Source organism: Streptomyces sp. Da 82-17, from assembly GCF_046098215.1.
Lineage (GTDB): Bacteria > Actinomycetota > Actinomycetes > Streptomycetales > Streptomycetaceae > Streptomyces.
This window is the reverse complement of sequence record NZ_JBJURH010000002.1, coordinates 392,088-417,797: the sequence shown is the minus strand read 5'-3', so window position 1 is coordinate 417,797 and position 25,710 is coordinate 392,088. Positions and strand designations below refer to the sequence as shown.

The following is a 25,710-nucleotide window of genomic DNA, read 5'->3' as shown; positions in this document are numbered from 1 at the left end:
GGGCTCTTTGCCGTCACCGGGCTTGGCTAGGCTGGGCCCACACCCTTTTCGACGTGTTCCGTACGAGAACCAGGAGCTGCCATGAGCGCTGCGACCCCCGCTGGAGGCGACCACGCGGCGGGCCGTACCTGGCCCGACGTACTGAACGGACTGCTCGAAGGCCGTGACCAGAGCGCCGACGACACCGCGTGGGCGATGGACCGCATCATGCGCGGCGAGGCGACGGACGCGCAGATCGCCGGCTTCGCCGTGGCGCTGCGGGCCAAGGGCGAGACCGTGGAGGAGATCACCGGTCTCGTACGGACCATGTACGAGCACGCCAACACCATCGAGGTGCCCGGCCCCAGCGTCGACATCGTCGGCACGGGCGGGGACGGCGCGAAGACCGTCAACATCTCGACCATGTCCGCGATCGTGGTGGCCGGCACCGGCGCCAAGGTCGTCAAGCACGGCAACCGGGCGGCGTCCAGCGCGAGCGGCGCCTCCGACGTCCTGGAGAAGCTCGGCGTCAACCTGGAGCTGACGCCCGCGCGGGTCGCCCAGGTGGCCGACGAGGCGGGCATCACGTTCTGCTTCGCCGTGAAGTTCCACCCCGCCCTGCGCCATGTGGCCGCCGCCCGCAAGGAGTTGGGCATCCGGACGACGTTCAACTTCCTCGGCCCGCTGACCAACCCGGCCCGCGTCCGGGCCCAGGCCACCGGCGTCGCCGACCCGCGGATGGCGCCCATCGTGGCCGGAGTGCTGGCCAAGCGCGGCTCCAGCGCCCTGGTGTTCCGCGGGGACGACGGCCTGGACGAGCTCACCACGACCGCCACCTCGCGTGTGTGGGTCGTACGCGACGGGGGCGTGCGGGAGGAGGCCTTCGACCCGCGGGACGTCGGCATCGACCTCGTGCCCGTCGAGGCGCTGCGCGGCGCCGACGCCTCGTACAACGCGGACGTGGCCCGGCGGCTGCTCGGCGGTGAGACCGGGCCCGTGCGGGACGCCGTGCTGCTCAACTCGGCCGCCGCCCTGGTGGCGTTGGAGCCGACCGAGGCGCCGCTCGTCGAGCAGATCCGCGCCGGGATGGCGAAGGCCGCCGAGTCCATCGACTCCGGGGCCGCCCGCCAGGCGCTCGACCGGTGGGTCACGGCCAGCAACTCCTGAGCCGACGAGCAGTCGGCGAGCAGTGTGGCGAGCTGAGTGACGAGCAGTGTGGCGAGCAGTGTGACGTGAGGCGCAGTCCGGATTCTGGACTGCGCCTTGCGCGTGCTCGATCTTCTGGCAGGATGCTGGACAGGTCATGAGTGACAGCGACTGAGGCCCCGGCCCGCTGTCCGGCAACCCTCCGTCCGTGGCGGGGTGCCCCGGGTGAAGACCAGGCCGCAGGCAGCAAGGTCTGCGGCAAGCGCGGACCCCTGCACACCCTGGGGTCCTGGTCCTCAAGGGAGCAGTCTCGTGAGCAAGCGAATGCGATAGGGCGCAACGCCCCTCTCCGCGTACCACTTTTCCTTTTCTTCTTCCCGCGCCGTCGACGCGTCCGGGTGCACCATCGGTGTGCTCAGGCCTGCGTCCTGCGCGGTGAATTCGCCTGCCTCATACGGGAGTTCGCCATGTCCGTCGCCATTTCCGCCGCCGACCAGTCCGTCTGTGCCCCGCTGCCCGTCCTCGGCCGGGACGTCACCGTTCCGCTCGTGACCGGCGGCGAAGTCACCTACGCGGCCCTCGACTACGCCGCCAGCGCCCCCGCCCTGCAGCGCGTCTGGGACGACGTGGCCGCGTACGCGCCGTACTACGGCAGCGTGCACCGCGGCGCCGGGTACCTCTCCCAGCTGTCCACCGACCTGTTCGAGAACGCGCGCCGCACCGTCGAGGAGTTCCTCGACTGCCGCGAGGGCGACCAGCTCGTCTTCACCCGGTCCACCACCGACTCCCTCAACCTGCTCGCCGCCGCGCTGCCCGCCGACTGCCAGGTGTTCGTCTTCGAGACCGAGCACCACGCCTCGCTGCTGCCGTGGCGGGACGCGCGGGTCACGTACCTCAACGCGCCCCGTACGCCCGGCGAGGCCGTCACCACCCTGGAGCGCGCCCTCGCCGACCGCGACCCCTACGGCCCCGCCCTGGTGTGCGTCACCGGCGCCTCCAACGTGACCGGTGAACTGTGGCCCGTGAAGGAGCTGGCCGCCGCCGCGCACGCGCACGGCGCCCGGATCGTCCTCGACGCCGCCCAGCTCGCGCCCCACCACCCGCTGTCCGTACGGGAGTTGGACGTCGACTGGGTCGCGTTCTCCGGGCACAAGCTGTACGCACCGTTCGGCTCCGGTGTGCTCGCCGGGCGGGCGGACTGGCTGCAGGCGGCCGAGCCGTACCTCGCCGGCGGCGGGGCGTCGAAGGCCGTGGCGCGCCGGGCGGACGGCGGTGTGGACGTGGAGTGGCACACCACCGCCGCCCGCCACGAGGCCGGTTCGCCGAACGTGATCGGCGCGTACTCCATCGCCTCCGCCTGCAAGGCGCTCACCGAGGCCGGATTCGACTCGCTCGTGGCCCGCGAGCAGCACCTGATCGGCCTTGTCCGGGACGGGCTCGCCGAGGTGCCCGAGGTGAAGGTGCTCTCGCTGTTCGGCGACGACGCCCCGCGGGTGGGTGTGCTGTCGTTCGTCGTGGACGGCTGGAACAGCTCGCACTTCGCGGCCGCGCTCTCCGCGGAGTACGGGATCGGCGTACGGGACGGTCTCTTCTGCGCCCACCCGCTGGTGCGCACCCTGCTCGGCAGCGACCCGCAGGAGCAGGGCGAGTGCGGTGCGCCGGAGGGCGCGCCCGGCGAGAAGTCGCTGAACGCGATCCGGGTCAGCTTCGGGGCCGGTACGCCCGATGAGCACGTCGAGCGGTTCGTCTCCGCGGTGCGGGAGTTGGTACGGGAGGGTGCGCGGTGGTCGTACCGGACCGAGGGTGGGCGGTGCGTGCCGGATACTTCGGCTGCGGCGTAGGTTCTGTCGGCCGACCCTTGCCGTTGGGTCGGTTGCCGGTCCGGGGCTTTGCCCCCGGGCCCCCTTTGGGGGCTGCGCCCCCAAGCCCTGCTTTCGGGTTCGTTGTTCGGCTTTCCCTGGGCGGGGGCCGGTCGCGCAGTTCCCCGCGCCCCTGGGTCCTGCCCCTTCCGGTTTGTTGGTCGGCCCCCCCGCCGTCGTGGCTGGTCGCGCAGTTCCCCGCGCCCCCCTGTGGGGCGCCCCAGTCCCGTGTGCGTATAGGGCGCCCTGTCCCTTCACGCCGCCAGGCGTGCGCCCAGGAGGACCATCCTCAGGGCGCGTTCCGTTGCGTCCGTGAGGAACTCGCCGCCTCTGCCCAGGGCCTCCGGGAGTGAGACCGGGGACGGGAGGATCGAGCTGTAGGCGTCCACGCCCGAGGAGTGGACCTGGTGGGCGCCCTCGCCGATCGTGCCCGCCAGGGCGAGGACCGGGCGGCCGAACTGCTTGGCTCGGCGGGCCACTTCGGCCGGGACCTTGCCGCGCGGCGTCTGGTGGTCGAGCGCGCCCTCGGCCGTGACGACCAGGTCGGCGCGGGCCAGGCGGGCGTCCAGGTCGAGGTGGTCGAGGAGGACGTCGAAGCGGGGCAGGAGCTTCGCGCCGAGTGCGGCCAGGCCCGCGCCGAGGCCGCCGGACGCGCCGGTGCCGGGGCCCTCGCGCAGGTCGACGGCGCCGAGGTCGCGCTCCAGGACGTACGCCCAGCGCTCCAGGCCCGCCGACAGCTCCTCGACCTGCGCCGGGGTCGCGCCCTTCTGCGGGCCGAAGACGCGGGCCACGCCGCGCTCGCCGCACAGCACGTTGAACGGGTTGCAGGCGACCTGCAGCTCCACGTCCTTCAGGCGCGGGTCGAGGCCCGTCGGGTCGACGCGGTCCAGGCGGTGCAACTCCCGGCCGCCGCGCGGGAGTTCGTACCCCCTCGCGGTGAGCAGGCGGGCGCCGAGGGCCTGCAGGGCGCCCGCGCCGCCGTCCGACGTGCCGGAGTCGCCGCAGCCGACGAGGATGCGGCGCACCCCCGTGTCCAGGGCGGCGCGGATCAGCTCGCCGACGCCGTACGTGGTGGTGGCGCCCGGGTCGCGCAGGGTGCGCGGGACGAGGGAGAGGCCGGCGACCGCGGCCATCTCGACCACCGCCGTGTCCCCGTCGAGCAGCGCGAAGTGGGTGCCCACCTGCTCGCCGACGGGGCCCGTGGCGGGCAGGGCGACGAGCCGGCCGCCGGTGGCCGAGGCGAGCGCGGCCGCGGTGCCCTCGCCGCCGTCGACGAGCGGGATCAGGTCGACCTCCGCCTCGGGCACGACACGGCGCACCCCCGCGGCGATGGCCTCGGCGGCGGCCTGGGCGGACAGGGATTCCTTGAAGCCGCTGGGGGCTACGGCGAAACGGGTCAGCATCGGTCTTCCAACTCCTCGGGAGACGTGGAGAGTTCAGTGGTTCAGGACCGGCACGCCGAGCAGCGGCCAGACGGCGAGGGCGAAGAGCAGGACGAGCGCGGCCGTCGCCGGGGCGAGCACGGCGGACAGGCGCAGCAGGTCGCGCGGCTCGTACGTGGGCGTGCCCGGCAGGTCGGAGAAGAGCGTCACGGGCTTGGCCGAGGCGGGCAGGGTGTGGCAGAAGCCCGCGGCCGCCGTGGAGGCGAGCGCGGCGGCCACCGGGTTGACGCCCGCGCCGACCGCCGCCGCCACGACCAGCGGCACGAGCACCGAGGAGCGGGCCGACCGGGACTGCAGGATCAGATGGGCCGCCGTGCTGACGGCCACGACCACGGTGAGGAACAGCCACGGCGGCACCGTCACCGGCAGGCCCGCCACCAGCCACTTCGCGGCGCCCGAGTCGGCCAGGGCCACGCCCATCGCCATCGTCGCGGCCATGAAGAGCAGCAGCGACCAGGGCACCGTCTTCAGCGCGTCCTTCAGCCGTACGGTGCCGAGCGCGGGGGAGGAGGCCACGACCGCGCCGATCAACGCGACCACGGCGGGCGGGACTTGGTGCAACGGCTCGCTGCACCACAGCGCCACCACCGTGGCGAGCAGCAGCGCGCAGCGGGCCTCGGCCGAGGACAGCGGGCCGGTGACGGGCCGCTCGCTGTGCTCCTGGATCTGGTCGGCGGTGATGCGGACGGGGCCGCGCCGGTCCGCCCGCCGGGTCGTCGTCAACAGCACGATCTCCGCGGCCAGATGGGAGGAGGCGACCGCGAGCGGCAGGCCGAGCAGGAGCCACTGCGTGAAGCCGATGCGGTCGCCCGTCGCCTCCCACAGCACCGAGACCGTGATCAGATGCGCGCCCGCGCCGATCAGCGTCGCCACCGCCGACAGCAGGATCACCGTCGGGAACAGCAGCGCCAGCATCACCACCAGGCGCCTGCGGTCCGAGAGCACCTTCGCCAGCGCCAGGAACACGGGCAGGGCGAGCGCCGCGCGCCCCGAGGTGGCCGGCACCGCGAACGCCGTCACGACGAGCGCGGCGGTGGTGAGATGCGTCAACTGCCGTACGCTGCGCGCCCCCGAGACCAGGAACGCCGCCGCGCGCCCCGCGAGCCCGGTCCGGGCCACCGCCGCCGCGAGCACGAACGAGCAGATCAGCAGCCACACCGTCTCGTCACCGAGCGTGCCGAAGAGGGTGTCGCTGCTGATCACCCCGGTCGCGGTGAGCGCGAGCCCGGCGCCGAGCGCGATGTACGTGTCGTCGATCGGCGTGCCGATCCACGCGCAGGTCGCGAGCGTGAACACGGCGAGCGTGAGCCGGGCGTCACCGCCGAGGCCGGGGAAGTTGGTGGGGACCAGCAGCAGCCCGCAGATGCTCAGGGCCACGCAGAGGGTTGCCGCCTGCCGGAGATTCACTGTCACGCGAGACAGTCTTCGGGCCGGCCGTGAGCCCTCTATGAGCCGTGCATGAAAGGAACTTCACCCACGGCGGCGGCTGTCAGCCCGCGTCCCCCGGCAGCCGGTACCCCATGCCGCGCACCGTCTCCACCCGCTCCGCGCCGAGCTTCTTGCGCAGGGCGCGGACGTACACGTCGACGATGTTGGAGCCCGGGTCGAAGTCGTAGCCCCACACGTGGGACAGGATCTGCTCGCGGGCCAGGACCTGGCCGGGGTGGCGCAGGAACAGTTCGAGCAGCACGAACTCGCGGGCCGTCAGGTCCACCGTCCGCTCGCCCGAACGCGCCCTGCGGGTACGGAGATCGAGGCTCAGCTCGCCGCTGCGCAGCACCGTCACCTCGGGTGCACGGGCCGCGGTGCGCAGCCGGAGCCGGACCCGGGCGAGCAGCTCCTCGAAGCGGAACGGCTTGGTCATCCAGTCGTCGGCGCCGCCCTCCAGGCCGGCCACGGTGTCCCGCACGGAGTCGCGCGCGGTGAGCACGATCACCGGAATCGTGACCCGGGCCTCGCGCAGCTGCCGAAGGACCGTGAAGCCGTCCCGGCCGGGCAGCCCGATGTCCAGGACGATCAGGTCGAAGCCGCCGGTCAGGGCGTAGTCGTAGGCCGTGTCGCCGTCGCCGACCACGGTGGTGGTGAAGCCGTTGGCGCGCAGCCCCTTCTCTACGAACGAGGCGATCCGCTCCTCGTCCTCGACGATGAGTATCCGGTTCACCGGTCTTCCTCCAACGGCAGATCGAGTACGAACGTGGCCCCGGCGGCGGACGGTTCGAGCCGCACCCCGCCCCGGTGGCCCTCGGCGATGGCCCGCACGATGGACAGGCCGAGCCCGGCCCCGGTCGTACGGGCGCCGCGCCTGGCCGTGCCCCGCCGGAACCGCTCGAAGATCACGTCGGCGTCCTGCGGCTGCACGCCCGGCCCCGAGTCGGCGACGTACAGCTCGACCCGGTTCCCGCACAGCCGGGAGCCGATCCGGACGGTCTGGCCCGCCGTGGTGTGCTGGACCGCGTTCTGCGCCAGCTGGACCATCGCCTGCGTGATCCGCTGGGCGTCCAACTCGGCCTCGCCGTCGGCCACTTCGGGCAGCTGCCAGTCGCGCTCGCCCAGCGTGCGGGCCTTGACGAAGACGTCGGCGGTGAGCTCCGCGAGCTGCACCGGGGCCGGCGTCACGAAGTCGGGCCGCTCGGCCTTGGCGAGCAGCAGCAGGTCCTCGACGATCCGGCTCATCCGGTCCAGCTCGTCGGTGACCAGGCGGACGGTCTCCTCGCGCTCCGCCGGGTCGTCGCCCATCAGCTCCAGGTGGCCGCGGACGATGGTGATCGGGGTGCGCAGCTCGTGCCCGGCGTCGTCGACGAACTCGCGCTGCGCGGCGAACGCCCGCTCCAGGCGGTCCAGCATCGCGTTGAACGTCTCGGCGAGCGCCGCCACGTCGTCCCGGCCCTGCACCGGGATGCGCCGGGTGAGGTCCTGCTCGGTCAGCTGGGCGGCCGCGGTGCGGACCGTGCGTACCGGCTTGAGGATGCGGCCCGCGACCGCCCAGCCGATGCCTGTCGTCATCATCAGGGCGACCCCGGAGATCGCCAGCATCAGGCGGAACACCTCGTTCACGCGGGCGAGTTCGCGTTCCGGGTGGAAGGCGACCACGAACGCCGCCTCCGGCTCGCCGCCGTGCCGGGCGACGCTCACCTTCGCCCAGCGGATCTCGCCCTCCGGGCGGTGCAGGGTGCCGGTGGCCTCGTCGGCCTCGAAGATGGCGCGGCGGGCGGCGCCGTCCTCGTGCAGCGGGCGCCGCACCGGGATCTCGCGCTGCTGCACGCGCTGCGCGGGGGAGAGGCCCTCACGGGCGACCAGGCCGAGCAACTCCTCGTCCGTGTCGGCGTACTGCCGCTCCAGGAAGACGTGGATCAGCCGGTCCGGGTCGGTGAAGCGGCGCCCGGTCTCCGGGTCGAAGCCCTGCGCCTCGAAGTTGGTGAACTCGCTGGTCTCCTGGGCGAGCAGCCGGGAGATGCGGTGGTCGACGTCGCGGACCAGGACGGACCGGGTCGTCGTGGCGACCGCGGCGAGCGCCACGGCCATCACGACGAGCAGCCAGAGCAGAATCCTGACCCGCGCGGATATCCACCGCGCGGGCGCCGGCTCAGCCGTCGTCACCGTCTCCGCCGCGCTCGCCCTTGTCGTCGGCGTCGTCGTCCGCGCCGTCATCGTCGTCCCCCGTCGGGCCGTCGCTCACCGGCGGCCGGGAGACGACCTCGTCGCTGGGCGTCGGCTCCGGCTCCGTCCCCGACGGCTTCGGCGCACCGGAACCCGAGCCGGACGGCGTCGGCGAACCGCTGTCCAGCTCCAGCTTCGGGGGCGACTTGGGCGCCTCGGGGCTGTCGGTCAGGACATAGCTGGTCGCCGCGATGCCGAGCGGTATCGCGACGACGGCGGCCAGGGCCGCCATGCGGTGGGAGAAGGCCATGCATCGAGCGTGCGGCACGGGGGCGTACGCCAGGATGAGCCGCAGATGAAGGAACCTTCATCCGGGCCGTCACCCGGCGCCGCCCACGGGAGGACCTAGGAGTCGAGCCCGATGGCGAAGGCCGCCTCGAGATCGTGCTGCGAGTACGTGCGGAACGCGACGTGCGTGTCCGTGCCCTCCACACCCGGGATCTTGCTGATCCGGCCCGGGATCACATCCGCCAGATCGTCGTGACGCGCGACCCGGACCATGGCGATCAGGTCGTACGTACCGGTCACGGAGAAGACCTCGCTGACACTGTCCAGCGCGGCGATCGACTCGGCGATCTCCGGGATCCGGTCCACGCTGGTCTTGATGAGCACGATCGCGGTGATCACGGCTGACTGTCTCCCTAGGTGGCCGTCGACGTGGCTTTCACTCTAGCCGTACGGGGATAACGCACCCACGCGTAGACGAAACCGAGCGAGAAGCCCGCGAGGTGGGCCAGGTAGGCGACGCCCGGGCCGCCCGTGTCGCGCTGTGCGGCCAGCCACTGCAGGGCCACCCAGAACGGCAGCACGATCCAGGCGGGGAAGCGCAGCGGCAGGAAGAACAGGAACGGGAACAGGCTGGTCACCCGGGCCTTCGGGAACAGCCGCAGGAACGCCCCGAGCACCGCGGAGATCGCCCCCGAGGCCCCGACGAGGGTCTGCGTCGAGTCCGCGTTGGCCATCGCGTACGCGCACAGGGCGAGGGCGCCGCAGCCGAGGTAGAACAGCGCGAACTGCACGTGCCCCATGCGCTCCTCGACCATCACGCCGAACACGCACAGGAACAGCACGTTGCCGAGCAGATGCAGCCAGCTGCCGTGCACGAACAGCGCGCTGAGCGGCGTGAGCGCGGCCCGCGGGTCCCCGGTGAGCAGCTCCGCCGGGATCACGCCCCAGCGCTGGAAGTACCCGCGCTGCGCGTCGAGCAACTGCTCACCCGTGCCGTACGCGGCGTTCAGGCCGGAGGACGGGGAGAGCACGAACACCGCGCAGCAGAGCGCCACGAGCGTGTACGTGACCAGGGGGCCGTGGCCGCGCAGCAGCTCCAGCAGCTTCCGCGCGGCGGGGCTGGCACCGCTCCGGTCCGCCTTGTTCTTCCTCTTGCTCCGCCTCTTGTTCTTCCTCGTCGGGCCGTCGCCCGCTCCCCGCTCCACGCTCATGGGACAGATCCTGACGTAACGATCCTTCTACGGACAGACCGCCTCGCCGTACCGGCCCTTGGACGCGGCGTACCCGTGCCCTCCGGCAGGCCGTAGGGTTGAAACGGAGTGTTTCCGCCGAGCACGACCCGCGTGGGCACGACCGAGTGACACGACCCGAGGAAAGGCGCACGAGCGCGATGACGGTTCCCCTGCCGACCGACACCACCCGCTGGCGCTGCACACTGTGCGGCAACCTCACGCGTTTCGACGTCACGCGGTCCTCGAAAGTGGTGGAGTACGTCCACCTCGACCTGGCCGGTGAGCCGAAGGTCGAGGAACGCGAGGTGGTCAGTGAGACCATCGAGTCCGTGCGCTGCCGCTGGTGCAACGCGGTGGACCAGATCGAGTTGGTGGACAGGCCGGGCGCGGAATCCTGAGGGGTCCCGCCCACAGCAAGTGGGGTGACGGATGGTGGAGGCAGGTGAGCACGGCTCCGGTGCCGGGCCCACCGGTGCGGCCGACGGCCCCGCCGGTTCCGGTACGGATCCCGCCCACGGCGCCGACGGCTCCGCCGAGGCGCTCGACCGTCCGCTGCCCGAGGGCGTGCGCCGCCGCGTCGTCGCGATCGCCGCGGAGGGCTTCGGCGGCCTGACCGTCGCCGAACTCCCCGCCCAGCTGCGGCAGTACGCGCGCTTCACGCCCAGCCGGCGCCTCAAGTTCGCGGGCAACGCGATGGCCGCCGCCCTGGAGACCGAGACCCTCTTCCGGCAGCGCATCGGCGAACGGCTCCGCGAGGCCCAGCCCGAACTCGCCGCCGCGCTCGACTCCGGCACCCCGCCGCCGGCCGCCGACCCGCTGGACGTCGCGGCCGCCGCGTACGTCCTGCGGCCGGTCGGCTGGGTCAAGCTCGTCACCGCCGCCGGCGAGGAGGCGCAGCGCGCCGACGCCGAGCGGGTCGGCGAGGAGACCCGCTCCGAGCTGGAGCGGCTGCGCCGCGAACTGGCCGAGGCGCGGGACAAGTCCCGGGCCGAGACGGAACGGCTGCGCGCCGACCTGGACGCCGCCAGGCGCGAGGCCGAGTCGCTGCACCGCAAGCTGCGTTCGGCGCTCAGCGACGTCAAGCGCGGGGAGGCCGCGCTGCGCAAGGCCGCCGCCGAGACGGAGGCGCTGCGCGCCGAGACGCACACCCAGCTGTCGGCCGCCGACAGCGAGGCCCGCCGCCTCAAGACCCGCCTCGGCGAGGCCGAGTCCGCCCTGGAGGCCAGCCGCAAGGCCAGCCGCGAGGGGCGGTCCGTGGAGGACATGCGGGTGCGGCTGCTGCTCGACACCCTCCTGGAGTCCGCGCAGGGCCTGCGCCGCGAACTCGCCCTGCCGCCCGTGTCCGTACGGCCCGCGGAGACCGTGGACGCGGTCGAGCCCGGGCGGATGACGCCCAAGGACATCGCGGCCCGCGCCCTGTCCGAGAACGACCCGGCGATCCTCGACCAGCTGCTCGCGCTGCCCCAGGCGCATCTGGTGGTGGACGGGTACAACGTCACCAAGACCGGCTACCCGACGATGCCGTTGGAGAAGCAGCGGCTGCGGCTCCTCGGCTCGCTCTCCACCCTCGCCGCGCAGACGGGCGCCGAGGTCACCTGCGTCTTCGACGGCGCGGAACTCGCGGCGCCGGTGCTGCTCGCGCCGCCGCGCGGAGTGCGGGTGCTGTTCTCGAAGCCGGGGGTCACGGCGGACGAACTGATCCGTCAACTCGTACGCGCGGAGCCGCCCGGCCGCCCGGTCACGGTCGTGTCGACGGACCGCGAGGTCGCCGACGGCGTCGCCCGCGCAGGCGCCCGCCCGGTGGCGTCGGCGGTCCTCCTGAAGCGCCTGTCGCGGGGCTGACGGGTCGGATGCCGCGCCCCTCCAGGGGCGCGGGGAACTGCGCGAGCGACCACGACGGTGCGGCAGTCGACCGACGGCCGGGGCTGCCGCCCCTGGACCCCGCTCTCGGGGCTGCTGCCGGAGGGGCTGGTTTTCAGGGGCGCGGGGAACTGCGCGAGCGACCACGGCGAGGCGGCAGTCGACCGACGGCCGTCAGGAGCTGCCACCCAGGGGCGCGGGGAACTGCGCGACCGGCCACCGCGTTGCCGCAGCCGAACGACGACCGGGACCGGAGCCGGTGCGGGAGCGTCCGCGCATATGACGTTCACCTTCTGGACACAAGCGGCCAGCGCCGATCACGACCCGCTCGCGGCATTCGAGGAACTGGTCAACTCCTGCGCCGAATGCCCGATTTGATGTGGCCTCTGCGCTACACTGAGTCAACTCCACATCACTGCACGTGCGTTGAGAGTAAAGAATGCGCTCCGCGCGTGAGAATTTTCTCGGCAGGATTTGAAGGATCACGAGAGGGTCACTTAGTGTCTGGGCTCGAACCTCCGCTCGGTTGATCGCTCATTAGGGGTGACGGTGGAGGTCCCGCCCACCGCGACCGGTAGGCGGCTGGAGGAAGAAGGAGCCGCCCCCGTGGCGTCCCACCGTCGACCCAAGCAGCCGAGCCGCACGCGCGTGACCGTGCTCACCGCGACCGCCGCCGCAGCCGTCGCGCTCACTTCGCAGGCCGCCCAGGCCGAGCCGAAGCCGAGCAAGAAGGAAGTCAAGGCGAAGGTCGACAAGCTCTACGAAGAGGCCGAGCACTCGACCGAGCAGTACAACGGCGCCAAGGAGCGCCAGGAGAAGCTCGAGGACCAGATCGACGACCTGCAGGACAAGGTCGCCCGCGGCCAGGACGAGCTCAACGAGCTGCGCTCCGGCATCGGTTCGCTCGCCAGCGCCCAGTACCGCTCCGGCGGCATCGACCCCTCCGTGCAGCTGTTCCTCTCGTCCGACCCGGACTCGTACCTCGACAAGGCCTCCTCGCTCGACCAGTTGACGAGCAAGCAGGCCGACGCTCTCCAGCGGATCCAGTCGAAGCAGCGGGCCCTCGCCCAGCAGCGCGCCGAGGCCTCCGACAAGCTGAAGGACCTCGAGGACACCCGCAAGGAACTCGGCGAGAAGAAGAAGGAAGTCCAGGGCAAGCTCGCCGAGGCGCAGAAGCTGCTCAACACCCTCTCCGCGAAGGAGCGCGCCGCGATGGCCGCCGCGGAGGAGCGTGCCAGCCGCGACGCCGGCGACCGCGCCAACCTGGGCGACGAGGCCCCTGTCTCGGGCCGCGGCGCCGCCGCCCTGCAGGCCGCCAAGTCGAAGATAGGTTCGCCGTACGTCTACGGCGCCACCGGCCCCAGCTCCTTCGACTGCTCGGGCCTGACCCAGTGGTCGTTCTCGCAGGCCGGCGTCTCCATCCCGCGCATCTCGCAGGACCAGGCCAACGCCGGCACGCGTCTCGGGCGGAGCGAGCTCAAGCCCGGTGACCTGGTGATCTTCTACAGCGACCTGCACCACGTCGGCTTCTACGCGGGCAACGGCCAGATCCTGCACGCCCCGAAGCCCGGCGCCAGCGTGCGCTACGAGTCGATCAACAACATGCCGTTCATGTTCGGCGTCCGTATCTGAGTCACCCGGGACCGGTCGGGGCGCGGCAGCCCCAACATGCCCTCCGAACGGGCGAATTCACCGATCGTGTACCGACCCGGCGCCCCGCCGTCCACCTGCGTGGACGGCGGGGCTTCGGCGTTCCCGGGGGAGTGTGGTGCGCCGCTCGCGCGCCCCGGCTGCTGGTAGCTTCCCGGCTGTTCGTCGGCGCCGGGCCCCGTCCTCAAGGGCCCGGAGCCGTGGACCTACCGCCGGACGGGCGGGAAGTGACGCCTGTGGAGGCCTCTTCGGCCGGGACGTGGTCCCGGGCCCGGCCCGCGAAGCAGGAACCCGCCGGGAGCCCTCCGCGCCGCGGAACGGCAGACCGGAACCGTGGCCACCGGCCGCGGCGGACGTCCGCACCGCCGCTGTTCCCCGGCAGTTCCGCCGCCCGCGAGGCGGTGGACACAGCGGCGAGGGAAGGAGAGACGTACCCCGTGGCGTCCCATCGCCGTCCTTCGCAGCTCGGCCTCGGTCTCGGCATCGGCCGTGACCGCAGCGCCCGCGCCACCGTGCTGTCCGCCGCCGCGGCCACCGCGGCCGCCGCCCTCACGGCCCCCACCGCCACCGCCGACCCGCAGGCCTCACCGGCCGAGACCAAGGCCCAGGTGGACCGCCTCTTCGAGGAGGCCGAGCGGGCGACCCAGGCGTACGACAAGGCGGACGAGAAGGCCGACCGGCTGCGCCAGGAGATCGCCGACGCCCAGGACGGCGTCGCCCGCGGCCAGGAGCGCATCAACCGCATGCGGGGCGAGCTCGGTTCGCTGGCCGGTGCGCAGTACCGCTCCGGCGGCATCGACCCGACGCTCGCCCTGATGCTGTCCGAGGACCCCGACGGCTACCTCGCCAAGTCCACGACCCTGGACCGGATCAACGCCCGCCAGGCCGGCCGCCTCGGCAAGCTGCGCACCGCCCAGCGCGCGCTGGCCCAGGAGCGCGACGAGGCCACGCGCAAGCTCGCCGACCTGGAGGAGACCCGGAAGGCCGTCACCCGGCACAAGCGGAAGGTCGAGGCCAAGCTCGCACGGGCCCAGCGGCTGCTCAACTCCCTTTCCCCGCAGGACCGTTCGGCGTTCATGGAAGGCTCGGGCGCCGCACCCGCGCTCACCGGGGCGCCGTCGTCCGACCGGGCCGCGGCCGCCGTCGCCGCGATCCGGCAGGCCATCGGCCGCCCGTACGTGTGGGGCGCCAACGGGCCCGGCAGCTTCGACTGCTCGGGCCTGACCCAGTGGGCGTACGGGCAGGCCGGTGTCGGACTGCCGCGCACGTCGCAGGCCCAGCGGAACGCGGGGCGCCAGGTCTCCCTGTCCGAGGCCCGGCCCGGTGACCTTGTGACATACCGCGACGACGCGAGCCACATCGGGATGTACATGGGGGGCGGGCAGGTCGTGCATGCCCCGTACCCGGGGGCGTCGGTGCGGTACGACCCGGTCGGGATGATGCCGATCTCCGGGGTCACCCGGGTCTGAGCCGCCCCGGGGCCCGGCCCCGGGCCCCGCCCACTCGCCCTGGGCCCGGCTGTTGTTTCGCGGCTTGCCGTGCCGCTGTGGCTGGTCGCGCAGTTCCCCGCGCCCCTGAAAGGCCGCCTACTCGCCGTGGGCCGGGCTGTCTTCTTGCGGCTGCGGCTGCGTTGGGGTTGCTCGCGCAGTTCCCCGCGCCCCTGAGAGACCGCCCACTCGCCGTGGCGTCGGCTGTTGTTTCGCGGCTCACGGTCGGTCGTGGTTGCTCGCGCAGTTCCCCGCGCCCCTGGAGGGGCTCGTACGATCGGAGGGATGGCAGGTCGGGCGAGGTGGCGGGGTGTGGGGGCGGTGGTTGCCGTGCTCCTGCTCGGTGCGTCCTGCTCCGCTCCGGGCGGGCCTGACTCCGCCACCCGCGCCGTCGAGGAGCTTCTGCAGCGGCGGGCGGAGGCCGTGCTCGGGCGGGACGAGGCGGCGTACGCGGCGACCGGTGAGCCCGAGGCGGAGTTCGGGCATCTCGCACAAGTGCCGCTCGGCTCCTGGGAGTACCGGCTCACCCGGCTCGACCGCACCCGTACCGGAGCCACCGCCACGGCCGCGCTCGACTACCGCATAGCGGGCCACGACCGCGCCCCCGTCACCGTCCAGCGCACCCTCGACCTGAGCCGCCGCGACGGCCGCTGGTACGTGGCCGACGAGCGGCCGGGCCCGGACGCGGGGGAGCAGCTGTGGGAGCAGGGCGAGGTCACGGCGGTGCGCGGCGAGCGCAGCCTCGTGCTCGGCGTCGGCCAGGGCGAGGCGCGGCTGCGCCGGTACGCGGACCTCGCCGACCGCGCGGTGCCCGCCGTGCAGGGCGCGTGGGGGCGGGGCTGGCCGGGCCGCGTGGTGGTCCTGGTGCCGGACTCGACGCGGGACATGGCCGACCTCCTCGGCGCCTCCGCCTCCGCGTACCAGGGGATAGCGGCGGTCACCACCGGCGAGGCGGGCGCGGCCGGGCAGGCCCCCGCGGACCGCGTGATCGTCAACCCCGAGTCGTACGACCTGCTCGGCGCGTTCGGCAAGCAGGTCGTCCTCACGCACGAGACCACGCATGTGGCGACCCGCGCGCACACCTCGGACGCCACCCCGCTGTGGCTCTCGGAAGGCTTCGCGGACTGGGTCGGGTACCGGGGCACGGGGCGCACGCCCGAGCAGGCGGCCCCCGGACTGCGCGAGGAGGTGCGCGCCGGGCGGCCGCCGCAGGGGCTGCCGGACGACGAGGCGTTCGGCTTCGCGGGCGACTCGGGCAGGCTCGCGCGGGCGTACGAGAGCGGCTGGCTGGCCTGCCGGATGATCGCCGAGCGGTACGGCGAGCACGCGCTCGTCGAGTTCTACCGGGCGGTCGGCGCACACCCCCGGCGTGCGGGCGCGGTGGCGGGCGCGCTGCGGGACGTCCTCGGCCTCACGGAGGCGGCGTTCACGCGGGAGTGGCGGGACTACGTGCGCACGGAACTCCGCTAGGACCCTGTCTTGGCCCCCGCCTCACGAGCGGGTCAACTGCCCTTCCCGTACGGGCTGTCCGGGCACCCGGGGACCGGCCCGCGCGACGGTCGCCGTGCCGCGCCACAGCGTGCGGCAGGCCGTCACCGTCGCCGCGACCAGCAGGCCGTTGCGGACCAGGAGCAGGCCCACGCCGAGCGCGTCGCCCGCGACCACGTGCGAGAACCAGAGCGGGAACTCCAGGAACGTGACGCCCGTCGCGGCGAGGGTGAGCAGCGCGGGCGTCCGCATCCGGCCCGCCCGGTACGTGAGGCAGACCGCCGCGAGACCGACCAGCCACAGCAGGTACTGCGGGCTGATCACCCGGCTCGTCGTCGTGAACAGCAGCACCGCGGCGAACGCGGCGTCCGCCGGGGTGCTCGGCGCCCAGGCCCGCGCCCGCAGCCGCCACAGCAGCAGCCAGCAGCAGGCGAGCGCCGTCAGGACCTGCGCGGCGGCGCTGACCAGCGGGACGTACGGGCCGAGGAACTCCACCGAGCCGTAGTTGAGCTGCGGCCGGCCCGGCCAGCCGAAGGCACGCGCCACGTGCAGGACGAGGGCGCCGAGCGACTCGATCTCGGTGCCCCGGTCCCGCTGGAAGTCCAGGAAGGCGAGGGCGCCGGGCATCGCGGCCGTGAACGCGAGCAGCAGCACGGAACCGGCGACCGCCGCGGCCGTCCACGCGCGCCGGGACATGTGCCCGCGCGGGACGCCGAGCAGCAGCAGCGCGGGCCACACCTTCAGCAGCGCCCCGAAAGCGGCGAGAACGCCCAGCACGCGCGCGTGCCGCACACCCGCGAGCAGCGCCGCGACGGCGACGGCCGTGACCATCAGGTCGTAGCGCGCGTACGCCGTGGGGCCGAGCAGCGGTACCCCCGCCGTCCAGGCCCAGGCCCCCGTCGTACGGCGGCCGGGGCGGCGGCCCGCGTGCCCGAGCAGGGCGAGCACCGCCGCGTCGCAGAGGCAGCACAGGGCGAAGAACGCTGCCGGGTAGCCGAGGAACGGCAGCAGACCGGGGGAGAGCACGGCGAGCGCGGCGGCGGGCGGGTACTGCCAGGTCACGTCGTCGAGCGGGAAGGTGCCGGTGCGGAGGATCTCGTACCAGCCCTGGTAGATCACCTCCACGTCGCCGGTGACGTCCGGGCCGGGCAGCGTGAGGACCTTCAGGACGAGGAGGAGCAGCAGCGCCCGGCTGACCAGCCAGACGGCGAGAAGCCGGAGGTGCACGCCGGGCATGATGCCGGGCGGGGATCGGCCGGAGCGTGAGGCGTGGCCGTTCGGTACTGTCGGCGGCGATGCACAAGACCCTGATCGTCACCAACGATTTCCCGCCACGCCCCGGCGGCATCCAGGCCTTCCTGCACAACATGGCCCTGCGCCTGGACCCGGACCGGCTCGTCGTCTACGCCTCCACCTGGAAGCGCAGCCGCGAGGGCGTCGAGGCGACCGCCGCGTTCGACGCCGAGCAGCCCTTCACCGTCGTACGGGACCGCACCACCATGCTGCTCCCGACCCCGCGCGTGACCCGCCGCGCCGTCGGCCTGCTCAAGGAGCACGGCTGTACGTCGGTGTGGTTCGGGGCGGCGGCGCCGCTCGGCCTGATGGCGCCCGCGCTGCGCCGGGCCGGGGCCGAGCGCCTGGTCGCGACCACGCACGGGCACGAGGCCGGCTGGGCCCAACTCCCCGTGGCGCGCGGCCTGTTGGGGCGGATCGGGGAGTCCACGGACACGATCACGTACCTCGGCGAGTACACCCGCTCACGGATCTCCCGCGCCCTGAGCCCGGCCGCCGCGGCCCGCATGGTGCAACTCCCGCCGGGCGTCGACGAGAAGACCTTCCACCCCGGCTCCGGCGGCGACGAGGTCCGGGCGCGGCTCGGCCTCAGCGACCGGCCGGTGGTCGTGTGCGTCTCCCGGCTCGTGCCGCGCAAGGGCCAGGACACCCTCATCGAGGCCATGCCCGCGATCCTCGCGAAGGTCCCGGACGCGGTCCTCCTGATCGTCGGCGGCGGCCCGTACGAGAGCGATCTGCGCAAGCTCGCCGCCGAGACCGGAGTGGCCGAATCTGTACGGTTCACGGGCTCGGTGCCGTGGGAGGAGCTGCCCGCGCACTACGGCGCCGGCGACGTCTTCGCCATGCCCTGCCGTACGCGCCGCGGCGGCCTCGACGTGGAGGGCCTCGGCATCGTCTACCTGGAGGCCTCGGCGACCGGCCTGCCGGTCGTCTCCGGCGACTCGGGCGGCGCGCCGGACGCGGTCCTCGACGGCGAGACAGGCTGGGTCGTCCGCGGCGGCGCCCCCGCGGAGGCCGCCGACCGCATCGTCACGCTCCTGCAGGACCCGGCCCTGCGCCGCCGCATGGGGGAGCGCGGCCGCGCGTGGGTCGAGGAGAAGTGGCGGTGGGATCTGCTGGCGGAGCGGTTGCGGGAGTTGCTGTAGCGCCTAGTGGGGTGCGGCCTGGTGTTGTCGTGCGGCTGTCCCCCGTCGTGGGCTGAGCGCGCAGTTCCCCGCGCCCCTGAAGGCCTGCGGCTGCGCCGCTGCCTTCCCCGAGGAGATGCCGCACGAAGTGCGCATCTCAGGGGCGCGGGGAACTGCGCGACCAGCCACAGCGGCGCCGCAGCCGCGAGACAGCCGCAGCCCCCACGGCGGGTGGGCGGGTTCAGCCCCGGTAAAGCGCCTCGATCTCGTCCGCGTAATCCTTCGCCACCACATTCCGCTTCAGCTTCAGGGACGGCGTCAGGTGGCCCGACTCCTCCGTGAACTGCGCGCCCAGGACGCGGAATTTGCGGACCGACTCGGCCTTGGACACGGCCGCGTTGCCGTCGTCCACGGCCCGCTGGATCGCGGCGAGCAGCTCCGGGTCGTCGCGCAGGTCGGCCGCCGACTTGCCGGACTTGCCGTGCTCCTCGGCCCAGCGGCCGATGAACTCCTCGTCGAGCGTGACCAGGGCGCCGACGAACGGCCGGCCGTCGCCGACGACCATGCACTCGGCGACCAGGGCGTGGGCGCGGATGCGGTCCTCGATCACCGCGGGTGCGACGTTCTTGCCGCCGGCCGTGACGATGATCTCCTTCTTGCGGCCGGTGATCGCGAGGTAGCCGTCCTCGTCGAGGGTGCCGATGTCACCGGTGTGGAACCAGCCGTCGGACAGCGCCTCCTCGGTCGCGCCCGGGTTGTTCCAGTACTCCTTGAACAGGTGCTCGCCGTGCAGCAGCACCTCGCCGTCGTCCGCGATCCGCACGACCGAGCCGGGCAGCGGCTGGCCGACCGTGCCGATCTTCTGCCGGTCGTGCGGGTTGAACGTGGTGGCCGCGCAGGACTCCGTGAGGCCGTAGCCCTCCAGGACCGTGAAGCCGATGCCGCGGAAGAAGTGGCCGAGGCGCTCGCCGAGCGGGGCGCCGCCGGAGATCGCGGCCTCGCCACGGCCGCCGAGGACCGCGCGCAGCTTGCTGTAGACCAGCTTGTCGAACGTCTTGTACTTGATCTTCAGGCCGAACGACGGGCCCGACGGGGTGTCGAGCGCGCGGCTGTACGCGATCGCCGTGTCCGCGGCCTTGTCGAAGATCTTGCCCTTGCCGTCCGCCTGCGCCTTGGCCCGCGCCGAGTTGTAGACCTTCTCGAAGACCCGCGGCACACCGAGGATCAACGTCGGCCGGAACGAGGCGAGTTCATCGGTCAGGTTCTTGATGTCCGGCACGTGCCCGAGCTTGATCGGCGCCAGCATCGGGGCGATCTGCACGAGCCGCCCGAAGACATGGGCGAGCGGCAGGAAGAGCAGCACCGAGCACTCGCCGGTACGGAACAGCGGACGGATCCGCTCGACGATGTTGCCGCACTCCGCGAAGAACGAACGGTGCGTCAGGACACAGCCCTTGGGGCGGCCCGTGGTGCCCGAGGTGTAGACGATCGTCGCCGGGTCGTCGGCCTTCGCGAGCGAACCGCGCTCCTCGACCGTCTCGTCGGCCACGTCCGCGCCCGCGCGGCGCAGCACCTCGACGGCGTCGGTCGCGGCCGAACCCGTCTCGATCTGCCACACGTTCGCGAGGTCCGGCAGCCGGTCGCGCACCGCCTCGACGGCCGCGGCGTGCGTGTCCAGCTCCACCAGGCAGGCCACCGCGCCGGAGTCGCCGAGGATCCACTGCACCTGCTCGGGCGAGCTGGTCTCGTACACCGGCACCGTCACCGCGCCGGCGCTCCAGATCGCGAAGTCCAGGAGCGTCCACTCGTACCGTGTGCGGGACATCAGGCCGACGCGGTCGCCGGGGTTGACCCCGGACGCGATCAGGCCCTTGGCCGCGGCGTGCACCTCGGCGAGGAAGTCCTTGGCCGAGATGTCGGTCCAGGTGCCGTTCACCTTGCGGCCGATGACGGCAACATCGGGGTGCTGCGCGGCGTTTCGGCGGACGATGTCGGTCAGATTGCCGTCCGCGGGGACCTCGTAAAGGGCCGGAAGGCTGAACTCGCGCAAGACTGCTGCTCCTCATAGGGCGCCGGCGCCACGACGTTGTGCGATGCGACGGTGCGGTCCAAGATCGGGCAGGTGCTCGATGGCTGAATGTGCAGGTGGGGTCCCATCGAGCACGACTGGACTGCCCGGACGTTACCCACCGGTACTGCTCTTTCGGTAGGGGGGTCGGGGCAGATGTTCGCTGCGTCACACATCGCGCCACACGTCGCGGCGTTCCTTCGCGCACAGTAATCCACGGTTTGGGCGACTCGGAAGTAACCGCAGGTCCGGCGGCCTCTACCCACTCCGCGACGCTCGTCCTAGGGTGATCGGCATGCCAGGTATGCGGGTACATGTGGTGAGCGACGTGCACGGCAACGCGGAGGCGCTGGCCCGCGCGGGAGACGGCGCGGACGCCCTCGTCTGCCTCGGCGACCTCATCCTGTTCCTCGACTACGCCGACCACTCGCGCGGCATCTTCCCCGAACTCTTCGGCGCGCAGAACGCATCCCGCCTGGTCGAGCTGCGCACCGCCCGCCGCTTCGACGAGGCCCGCGAACTGGGCGCCCGCCTCTGGGCCGGCCTGGCGGTCGACCGCGCCACGGCCATCGAGAGCGCCGTCCGCAGGCAGTACGCCGAACTCTTCGCCGCCTTCCCCACCCCGACGTACGCCACCTACGGCAACGTCGACATGCCCGCCCTCTGGAGCGAGTACGCGGGGGAGGGCACCACCGTCCTCGACGGGCAGCGCGTCGAGATCGGCGGCCTGGTCTTCGGCTTCGTCGGCGGCGGCCTCAAGTCCCCGATGCGTACGCCCTTCGAGATCAGCGACGAGGAGTACGCGGCCAAGGTCGAGGCCGTCGGCGAGGTCGACGTCCTGTGCACCCACATCCCGCCGGAGGTCCCCGAACTCGTTTACGACACCGTGGCCCGCCGCTTCGAACGCGGCAGCCGCGCCCTCCTCGACGCGATCCGCCGCACCCGCCCCCGCTACGCCCTGTTCGGACACGTCCACCAACCCCTCGTGCGCCGCATGCGGATCGGCGTCACCGAGTGCGTGAACGTGGGCCACTTCGCGGGCACCGGAACGCCCTGGGCCCTGGAGTGGTGACCGATCCCGGCGCGGTAGCCTGCACGCGGGCGGCACGCAAGTCGTACGCCGCAGATCACACCCTCGACGGAACCGCACCGGAGGAGCCACGGCGATGGCGGAACACACCAGCTCGAGCATCGAGATCGAGGCGGCGCCCGCCGACGTCATGGGGGTGATCGCCGACTTCGCCCGCTACCCGGACTGGACCGGTGAGGTCAAGGAGGCCGAGGTGCTCGCCTCCGACGGGCAGGGCCGCGCCGAGCAGGTCCGCCTCGTCATGGACGCCGGCGCGATCAAGGACGACCAGGTCCTCGCGTACACCTGGACCGGCGAGAATGAGGTCAGCTGGACCCTCGTCAAGTCCCAGATGCTGCGCGCCCTGGACGGCAGTTACGTGCTGGCCCCCAAGGGCAAGGGCACCGAGGTCACGTACACGCTGACCGTCGACGTGAAGATCCCGATGCTCGGCATGATCAAGCGCAAGGCCGAGAAGGTCATCATCGACCGCGCCCTCGCCGGCCTCAAGAAGCGGGTCGAGTCGGGCGCCTGACCTTGCACACCCTCCTCGTCACCGGCCCCGGCGGCAGCGGCCGGACCACCGTCGCCGCGGCCACCGCGCTCGCCGCCGCCCGCGCGGGCCGGCGCACCCTGCTGCTTTCCGCCGACCGCCGCGACACCCTGCCCGCCGTGCTCGGCGCCGCCGGGGCCGACGGCCTCACCGTGCGGCACGTCGACAGCGGCGCCCACTTCCGGCGCGAACTCCTCGCCCTCCAGGACCGCGCGGCCACCGCCCTCGACCTGTTCGGCGCCCAGCGCCTGGACGAGGAAGAGCTCACCGAACTTCCCGGCGCCGGTGAGCTCGCGCTGCTCCGGGCGGTCCGGGACGCGGCCGCCGGGCCGTACGACCAGGTCGTCGTCGACCTGCCGCCCGCGCCGCAGGCCCTCGCGCTGCTCGCGCTCCCCGCCCAGCTGCGCCGCTACCTGCGCCGGCTCCTCCCGCCCGAGCGGCAGGCGGCCCGTGCCCTGCGCCCGATGCTCGCCCAGCTCGCCGGCGTCCCGATGCCCGCCCAGTGGCTGTACGAGACGGCCGCCTCCTGGGACGAGCACCTCGCCGCCGTCCAGTCCGTGGTCGAGGCCGACACCACCGCCGTACGCCTCGTCGCCGAGCCCGGTCCGGCCGGGGCCGACGCCGTGCACGACGCCGCCACCGGGCTCGTCCTGTACGGGCTGCACACCGAACTCCTCGTCGCCAACCGGGTGTTGCCCGAGGACTCGGCCGACCCGTGGCTCGCCTCCGCCGCCGCCCAGCAGGGCAAGGCGCTCGCCGAGTGGCGGGACGCGTACCCGCTGCGCACCGCCGCCCACCTGGGCCGGGACCCGCGCGGCGCCGACGACCTGGGGGCGCTCGGGGTGCCCGCGCCCGAGCCGACGGCGCACTCCGTGCACTGGCCGGTAGAGGACCGGCTCGCGGACGAGGGGTTCCTGGTCTGGCGGATCGCGCTGCCGGGCGCCGTGCGCGACGAGCTCGACCTGGTGCGGCGGGGGGACGAACTCGTCGTCACCGTCGGGCAGTTCCGCCGCATGGTGCCGCTGCCGTCCGCGCTGCGCCGCTGCACCGTCTCGGGCGCGGGCCTGCGCGACGGCGAGCTCCGCATCCGCTTCACCCCGGACCCCGGGCTGTGGCCGCAAGGGCGGTGAACGGGCCGCCGCCGTTCGGGTAACGTCGACAGTACGCAGCCGCACCCCGGCAGCCACACACCGTACGCAGCCGCCGCAGGAGCCTCCCATGAGCGACACCGAGCGCACCGGACCCGACGCCGACGCCTGGGAGAAGGCCTGCGCCGAGGACCTCGCCGCCGAGCAGGCCCGCCGCCGCGAGCAGTACGGCGCGGAGCCCGGCTCGGCCGCCGAGGAGCTGCGCAAGCTGATGGACGCGGTCGCCGAGAAGCTGTCCGCGTTCCAGGCCCCGATCGGCGGGGCCGCGGCCCAGGGCGCCGTGCAGCACTTCGTCGAGCAGGCCAAGGCCGCCGTCGAACCGGTCATCGAGCGCAACCCCGAGGTCTTCGACCACCTCGCGAACGCGGGCTCCGAGCTGCTCGCCGCCTACCGCAGCGCGGTCTTCGGCCACGAGCGCCGCTGGACCGCGGGCCCGGACGAGGCGAAGCCGCAGCCCCCGGGCGGGGACAAGCCCGAGGGGACGGGCTCCGGGGAGCACATCGACCTGGACTGAGTCCGGCCTCGGGTACGGTTGCCCTAGCGGGGCTCGAACCGAAAACTGAGGGACACATGGGACTCACCATCGGCGTCGACATCGGCGGTACCAAGATCGCGGCCGGCGTGGTCGACGAAGAGGGGAACATCCTCTCCACCTTCAAGGTGCCGACTCCCAACACGCCTGACGGGATCGTCGACGCGATCGCCTCGGCCGTCGAGGGCGCCCGAGCGGGGCACGAGATCGTCGGCGTGGGCATCGGCGCCGCCGGATACGTCAACCGGCAGCGCTCCACGGTGTACTTCGCGCCCAACATCCACTGGCGCCAGGAGCCGCTCAAGGAGAAGGTCGAGGCGCGCGTCGGCCTCCCGGTCGTCGTGGAGAACGACGCGAACGCCGCGGCCTGGGGCGAGTACCGCTTCGGCGGCGGCAAGGGCCACCGCAACGTCATCTGCATCACGCTCGGCACCGGCCTCGGCGGCGGCATCATCATCGGCAACAAGCTGCGCCGCGGCCACTTCGGCGTCGCCGCCGAGTTCGGCCACATCCGGATGGTCCCGGACGGCCTGCTCTGCGGCTGCGGCAGCCAGGGCTGCTGGGAGCAGTACGCATCGGGCCGCGCCCTCGTGCGGTACGCGCGCCAGCGCGCCAACGCCACCCCGGAGAACGCCGAGCTCCTCCTCGGGTACGGCGACGGCACCCCCGAGGGCATCGAGGGCAAGCACATCTCCCTGGCCGCGCGGCAGGGCGACCCGGTCGCCGTCGACTCGTACCGCGAGCTGGCCCGCTGGGCCGGCGCCGGGCTCGCCGACCTGGCATCGCTGTTCGACCCGTCGGCGTTCATCATCGGCGGCGGGCTTTCGGACGAGGGCGAGCTGGTCCTCGACCCGATCCGCAAGTCGTACAAGCGCTGGCTGGTCGGCAGCAACTGGCGGCCCGTGGCCGAGGTCATCGCGGCCCAGCTGGGCAACAAGGCGGGGCTCGTGGGCGCGGCGGACCTGGCGCGGCAGCCGGACCCGGTGATGTGACCCGTCCCTCTTCGGCTCGGACGCCCGTCGCCTCCTCCACGGAAGCGGCGGGCGTCCGCGTATCCCGGGCGGGGCGGCGGGCGTTTTCGGCGCGAACGGAGGGGGCCGTTCCCGTACCTTGATCCTCATGACCGCCCTTCCCAACTCCCTTACAGAGCCGGACGGTTCGGCCGTCATCCGTGTCCTCAGCTACAACATCCGCTCCATGCGCGACGACACCGACGCGCTCGCCCGGGTCATCGCCGCCTGCGCCCCCGACCTCGTACTGATCCAGGAAGCCCCGCGGTTCTTCCGCTGGCGCAAGAAGCTCGCCAAGCTCGCCGCCGCCTCCGACCTGGTGATCCTCTCCGGCGGCGCCACCGCCGCCGGGCCCGCGCTGCTGTGCTCGCTGCGGGCCACCGTCGAACGCACCGAGGACGTGCTGCTTCCGCTCACTCCCGGGCTGCACCGGCGCGGCTTCGCCACCGCCGTCGTACGGTTCGGCGGCGCCCGGCTCGGCGTCCTCAGCTGCCACCTCAGCCTGCAGAAGGACGAGCGGTACGAGCAGGGCGGCATGCTCCTCGACCGGCTCGCGGCGCTCGGCACCGAGCACGCGGTGGCGGGCGGCGACCTCAACGACCGGCCGAACGGCCGCACGTTCCGGCGCCTGGCCACCGCGCTCCAGGACTGCTGGGCAGTGAAGCCGTGGGGCGGCGAGTACACGTCGATCCCGACCGATCCGCACCAGCGCATCGACGCGATCTTCGCGACGCCGGGCGTCGAGGTCCTCGGCTGCGGGGTGCCCTCCGAGCACGAGGGGGTGTCGGAGGCGGACCTCCGCGCCGCCACGGACCACCTGCCGGTCCTCGCGGCGTTGCGGGTCCCGGCGACGGGCTGACCCGGCGGGCCGCGACGGGGCGGGGT

The 25,710-nt window shown here is 73.2% G+C and carries 23 protein-coding genes and 1 riboswitch; of the genes, 14 read left to right on the top strand and 9 right to left on the bottom strand.

Annotation, left to right across the window (positions count from 1 at the left end; genetic code table 11):
* Positions 1 to 81: 81 nt before the first annotated feature.
* Positions 82 to 1,146, top strand: a complete 1,065-nt coding sequence (gene trpD, locus ACIDOF_RS04825) for an anthranilate phosphoribosyltransferase (RefSeq protein WP_409004374.1) — start codon at positions 82 to 84, stop codon at positions 1,144 to 1,146.
* Between the two features lie 132 nt (positions 1,147 to 1,278).
* Positions 1,279 to 1,396, top strand: a riboswitch (SAM riboswitch).
* Positions 1,397 to 1,592: 196 nt separating this feature from the next.
* Positions 1,593 to 2,966: an aminotransferase class V-fold PLP-dependent enzyme gene (locus tag ACIDOF_RS04820; RefSeq protein ID WP_409004373.1), complete on the top strand. Its 1,374-nt coding sequence runs from the start codon at positions 1,593 to 1,595 to the stop codon at positions 2,964 to 2,966.
* 272 nt (positions 2,967 to 3,238) lie between these two features.
* Here the strand turns inward: ACIDOF_RS04820 and ACIDOF_RS04815 are convergent, their stop codons facing one another.
* The 7 genes from ACIDOF_RS04815 to ACIDOF_RS04785 form a co-directional block, all read right to left on the bottom strand.
* The gene (locus tag ACIDOF_RS04815) at positions 3,239 to 4,387 is read right to left on the bottom strand and encodes a glycerate kinase (protein WP_409004372.1); all 1,149 of its coding nucleotides are present in this window, start codon (positions 4,385 to 4,387) and stop codon (positions 3,239 to 3,241) included.
* A 33-nt stretch (positions 4,388 to 4,420) separates the two neighbouring features.
* Positions 4,421 to 5,839, bottom strand: a complete 1,419-nt coding sequence (locus tag ACIDOF_RS04810) for an SLC13 family permease (RefSeq protein ID WP_409004371.1) — start codon at positions 5,837 to 5,839, stop codon at positions 4,421 to 4,423.
* Between the two features lie 76 nt (positions 5,840 to 5,915).
* A complete protein-coding gene (locus tag ACIDOF_RS04805) occupies positions 5,916 to 6,587 on the bottom strand; it encodes a response regulator transcription factor (RefSeq protein ID WP_409004370.1) in 672 nt (223 codons plus the stop codon).
* Entirely contained in the window at positions 6,584 to 8,023 is a 1,440-nt protein-coding gene (locus ACIDOF_RS04800; protein WP_409004369.1) for an ATP-binding protein, read from the bottom strand. Before ACIDOF_RS04800 ends, ACIDOF_RS04805 begins: the two co-directional genes overlap by 4 nt.
* A complete protein-coding gene (locus ACIDOF_RS04795; protein ID WP_409004368.1) occupies positions 8,010 to 8,333 on the bottom strand; it encodes a small secreted hydrophilic protein in 324 nt (107 codons plus the stop codon). Before ACIDOF_RS04795 ends, ACIDOF_RS04800 begins: the two co-directional genes overlap by 14 nt.
* Before the next feature lie 95 nt (positions 8,334 to 8,428).
* Positions 8,429 to 8,710 (bottom strand): Lrp/AsnC family transcriptional regulator, encoded by a 282-nt coding sequence (locus ACIDOF_RS04790; RefSeq protein ID WP_161699606.1) that lies wholly within the window; start codon positions 8,708 to 8,710, stop codon positions 8,429 to 8,431.
* 14 nt (positions 8,711 to 8,724) lie between these two features.
* Positions 8,725 to 9,522 carry a rhomboid family intramembrane serine protease gene (locus tag ACIDOF_RS04785; protein WP_409004367.1) on the bottom strand — a complete coding sequence of 266 codons (798 nt, stop codon included), beginning with the start codon at positions 9,520 to 9,522 and terminating at the stop codon, positions 8,725 to 8,727.
* A gap of 179 nt (positions 9,523 to 9,701) precedes the next feature.
* Between ACIDOF_RS04785 and ACIDOF_RS04780 the strand changes: the two genes are divergently transcribed.
* The 5 genes from ACIDOF_RS04780 to ACIDOF_RS04760 all read left to right on the top strand — a co-directional run bounded on the left by ACIDOF_RS04780 (position 9,702) and on the right by ACIDOF_RS04760 (position 16,010).
* Positions 9,702 to 9,941 (top strand): hypothetical protein, encoded by a 240-nt coding sequence (locus ACIDOF_RS04780; RefSeq protein WP_161699610.1) that lies wholly within the window; start codon positions 9,702 to 9,704, stop codon positions 9,939 to 9,941.
* A 31-nt stretch (positions 9,942 to 9,972) separates the two neighbouring features.
* A complete protein-coding gene (locus tag ACIDOF_RS04775) occupies positions 9,973 to 11,385 on the top strand; it encodes an NYN domain-containing protein (protein WP_409004366.1) in 1,413 nt (470 codons plus the stop codon).
* Between the two features lie 624 nt (positions 11,386 to 12,009).
* A complete protein-coding gene (locus ACIDOF_RS04770) occupies positions 12,010 to 13,035 on the top strand; it encodes an NlpC/P60 family protein (protein WP_409004365.1) in 1,026 nt (341 codons plus the stop codon).
* A 455-nt stretch (positions 13,036 to 13,490) separates the two neighbouring features.
* Complete coding sequence (locus tag ACIDOF_RS04765) at positions 13,491 to 14,522, top strand: NlpC/P60 family protein (protein ID WP_409004364.1); 1,032 nt, start codon at positions 13,491 to 13,493, stop codon at positions 14,520 to 14,522.
* Between the two features lie 303 nt (positions 14,523 to 14,825).
* On the top strand, positions 14,826 to 16,010 hold the full coding sequence (locus tag ACIDOF_RS04760) for a hypothetical protein (protein ID WP_409004363.1): 1,185 nt from the start codon (positions 14,826 to 14,828) through the stop codon (positions 16,008 to 16,010).
* A gap of 21 nt (positions 16,011 to 16,031) precedes the next feature.
* On the opposite strand, the gene ACIDOF_RS04755 is transcribed toward ACIDOF_RS04760, so the two are convergent.
* Positions 16,032 to 17,264 (bottom strand): glycosyltransferase 87 family protein, encoded by a 1,233-nt coding sequence (locus ACIDOF_RS04755; RefSeq protein ID WP_409004362.1) that lies wholly within the window; start codon positions 17,262 to 17,264, stop codon positions 16,032 to 16,034.
* 59 nt (positions 17,265 to 17,323) lie between these two features.
* Between ACIDOF_RS04755 and ACIDOF_RS04750 the strand changes: the two genes are divergently transcribed.
* Positions 17,324 to 18,466 (top strand): glycosyltransferase family 4 protein, encoded by a 1,143-nt coding sequence (locus tag ACIDOF_RS04750; RefSeq protein ID WP_409004361.1) that lies wholly within the window; start codon positions 17,324 to 17,326, stop codon positions 18,464 to 18,466.
* Between the two features lie 220 nt (positions 18,467 to 18,686).
* Here the strand turns inward: ACIDOF_RS04750 and ACIDOF_RS04745 are convergent, their stop codons facing one another.
* The gene (locus ACIDOF_RS04745) at positions 18,687 to 20,495 is read right to left on the bottom strand and encodes an AMP-dependent synthetase/ligase (protein WP_409004360.1); all 1,809 of its coding nucleotides are present in this window, start codon (positions 20,493 to 20,495) and stop codon (positions 18,687 to 18,689) included.
* 322 nt (positions 20,496 to 20,817) lie between these two features.
* Here ACIDOF_RS04745 and ACIDOF_RS04740 point away from each other — a divergent pair, with 322 nt between their 5' ends.
* The 6 genes from ACIDOF_RS04740 to ACIDOF_RS04715 all read left to right on the top strand — a co-directional run bounded on the left by ACIDOF_RS04740 (position 20,818) and on the right by ACIDOF_RS04715 (position 25,684).
* The gene (locus tag ACIDOF_RS04740) at positions 20,818 to 21,585 is read left to right on the top strand and encodes a metallophosphoesterase (protein WP_409004500.1); all 768 of its coding nucleotides are present in this window, start codon (positions 20,818 to 20,820) and stop codon (positions 21,583 to 21,585) included.
* 94 nt (positions 21,586 to 21,679) lie between these two features.
* Entirely contained in the window at positions 21,680 to 22,117 is a 438-nt protein-coding gene (locus ACIDOF_RS04735; protein ID WP_409004359.1) for an SRPBCC family protein, read from the top strand.
* 2 nt (positions 22,118 to 22,119) lie between these two features.
* Entirely contained in the window at positions 22,120 to 23,265 is a 1,146-nt protein-coding gene (locus ACIDOF_RS04730; RefSeq protein WP_409004358.1) for an ArsA-related P-loop ATPase, read from the top strand.
* Between the two features lie 88 nt (positions 23,266 to 23,353).
* Positions 23,354 to 23,797, top strand: a complete 444-nt coding sequence (locus tag ACIDOF_RS04725) for a DUF5304 domain-containing protein (RefSeq protein WP_409004357.1) — start codon at positions 23,354 to 23,356, stop codon at positions 23,795 to 23,797.
* 56 nt (positions 23,798 to 23,853) lie between these two features.
* Positions 23,854 to 24,807 carry an ROK family glucokinase gene (locus tag ACIDOF_RS04720; RefSeq protein ID WP_409004356.1) on the top strand — a complete coding sequence of 318 codons (954 nt, stop codon included), beginning with the start codon at positions 23,854 to 23,856 and terminating at the stop codon, positions 24,805 to 24,807.
* Positions 24,808 to 24,934: 127 nt separating this feature from the next.
* A complete protein-coding gene (locus ACIDOF_RS04715) occupies positions 24,935 to 25,684 on the top strand; it encodes an endonuclease/exonuclease/phosphatase family protein (protein WP_409004355.1) in 750 nt (249 codons plus the stop codon).
* The last annotated feature ends 26 nt before the right edge of the window (positions 25,685 to 25,710 follow it).